This is a genomic window from Sporosarcina sp. 6E9, from assembly GCF_017921835.1.
GTDB lineage: Bacteria > Bacillota > Bacilli > Bacillales_A > Planococcaceae > Sporosarcina.
This window is the reverse complement of record NZ_JAGEMN010000035.1, coordinates 1-286: the sequence shown is the minus strand read 5'-3', so window position 1 is coordinate 286 and position 286 is coordinate 1. Positions and strand designations below refer to the sequence as shown.

Sequence of the window (286 nt, the reverse complement as noted above, 5' to 3'; positions counted from 1 at the left end):
CAGAGGCTGATCTTCGCCGGCAAGCAGCTTGAGGACGGCCGCACCCTTGCTGACTACAACATCCAGAAGGAGTCAACTCTCCACTTGGTGCTGCGTCTGCGTGGTGGTATGCAGATCTTTGTCAAGACCCTCACCGGCAAGACCATCACCCTTGAGGTGGAGTCCTCCGACACCATTGACAATGTGAAGGCGAAGATCCAGGACAAGGAGGGCATCCCCCCGGACCAGCAGAGGCTCATCTTTGCTGGCAAGCAGCTAGAGGATGGAAGGACCCTCGCTGACTACA

Annotated in this window: 1 protein-coding gene; it reads left to right on the top strand. The window is 57.3% G+C overall.

What is annotated here, in order from left to right:
* Window positions 1–286: ubiquitin-like protein (locus tag J4G36_RS18325; RefSeq protein WP_210471848.1), on the top strand; the 286-nt coding region annotated here is incomplete at both ends.